Consider the following 2,010-nt stretch of genomic DNA (forward strand, 5'->3'; position numbering starts at 1 on the left):
GGCAGCCGCGTCTCGCTTCGCGACGCCGTCGAGCTGATGGAGACCATCTCTGACAACACCGCCACCGACCTCGTGTTCCATGCCCTCGGCCTCGGCAGCGTGAACGAGATGATGCGTGGGCTCGGCCTGGCGCACACCGACATCTATCTCACCAACCGCGCGGCCTGGCTCATCTCGCTGGGCATGGCGCGTGAGCTGCGCGGTCTGTCCGCGCGCGACATCGCCTCGAAGTGGGCGGCCTTGTCGCCGGCGCAGCGCAACGCCACCGCGGCGCGCATCGTGGCCGAGAACCGCGCGACCTCTCTTGCCGCCATACAGCGCGCGGAAGATGCGTCGGTGGGGCGCCCCTATGCCGATGACATGCGTCTCGCGGCGATGGTCGACAACGTCGCCTCGCCCGCCGACCTCGCCGCGCTGCTCGAGAAGCTGCAGAAGGGCGAGCTGCTCGACGCCACCCGCACCCGCTACTGCCTCGGCGTGCTCGGCCGTCAGCGCTTCAACTCGCGCATCCCCCGCCAGCTGCCGAAGGGCACCCGTGTGTCCCACAAGACGGGCACCATCCTCGGGGTGGTGAATGACGCCGGCATCATCGAGATCAGCCCGTCGAACCACGTGGTGGTGGTGGCTTGCTGTCGCGACGTGGCCCAGGGGGGCGACAGCGTCGCCGAAGCACTCATCGGCGGCATCGCCCGCGCCGCGTACGACCATTTCCGCTGATCACCGAAGGGCGATCGCGCTTGTCACAAAACCTCCAGCTGTGTGTCGAAGGGGCATACAGAGAAACGGAGGACAACCCCATGAAACATCGCATCTCACTCCTGACTGGGGCCCTGCTGGCCCTGCTCTCCCTGACTCCAGTGCTTGCTCAGCCCGGCATGGGCGGAGGACGCGGGGGAGGGCGTTCGATGACGAGTCATGGCGTCACGGCCCGCCCTGGTGACAGTCAGCGCCCGGGAGGTTTCGAACAGAGCGAAAATCGCTTCGGCCAGATGGGCTCGCCTGACGGCCCCGGCGGCCGCTTCCGCAGAGGTGACGGCCCGCAGGCCGGCGCTGTTGTTGCCGACCCGGACAGCCCCAACTATCGCCAGGATGGCGACCGCCGGAACGGCCTCCCGGGATACATCGGCCCGTGTGACGCAGGCCGCTCTTCTCGCCAGGGTGGCGACCGCCGGGACGGCAGGTCGAGATAGGTTGTCTCGTCTGACGCAGGTGATCCGTCATGTGCTCCTGACGCCGCCACTGGCGGCAGTGCTCCGTGATGCAGCGCCCTATGTGACGCCATACGCCTGAGCGCAGGCCTCGCGGCGACCCCCGCGAGGCTTGCTCTTTCGCGTGTGGCCAGGGGTGGGCGGGTACCCACGTTGAGCGCAATCGCGGCGGTTGCACCCCCGGCTGACGCCTGATGGCGTGATCTCGAGCCTCGACAGTCGCTCGGCGTGTGCACCGGCCAGCGGTTGCCGCAGCGGGGCACTGTGCGCTCGTCGCTCCGGACAGGAACCGTTCGGCAAGGCAGGAAACATTTATAGAGGGATGAGGTGCCACCGTGAACACGACGATAGCGAGGGGTGAATCGATGGAGCAATCGAGACGCAGGGAGGCCTGATTCGCGCAAGTCTTTGCAGGCTCGCCTGCGTCGTGGCCCTCGGGGGCCTGCTGGCAGGATGCGGGGGAGGAGGCGGTGGCGGCGCAACGACCGCCCCGAACCTCGGCGCTGACCCTGGCGGGTCTGTGAGCGCTCCCGCTGTCACGCAAAAGGGGACATTGCTCATCAAACTGGCCCGCTCGAACGCGAAAGAGGCCCGAAAGCGATCGAAGATCGCGAGCGCCGCCCCACAGGTCGTCCATCAGCAGACGCGTCGCGTGCGCGTCGACGTGTTCGTGGCTCCGCTCGTCAGCCCACCGACGCCCGTCCTCTCCAAGACCTTCGACTTCACGGGCAACAGCGCCACCCTTGTTGTCGAGGGGGCACCCACGGGCAGCCTGATTGTGGTGATCACCGCGCTCGACCAG

General features: G+C 67.8%; 2 protein-coding genes. Both read left to right on the forward strand.

Going from position 1 to position 2,010, the window contains the following annotated elements; translation table 11 throughout:
- On the forward strand, positions 1-717 hold a 717-nt coding region (locus tag EB084_24335; protein ID NDD31392.1), incomplete at its 5' end, for a serine hydrolase.
- A gap of 1,044 nt (positions 718-1,761) precedes the next feature.
- A partial coding sequence (locus EB084_24340) for a hypothetical protein (protein NDD31393.1) occupies positions 1,762-2,010 on the forward strand: 249 nt, incomplete at its 3' end.

The organism is Pseudomonadota bacterium (genome assembly GCA_010028905.1).
Lineage (GTDB): Bacteria > Vulcanimicrobiota > Xenobia > RGZZ01 > RGZZ01 > RGZZ01.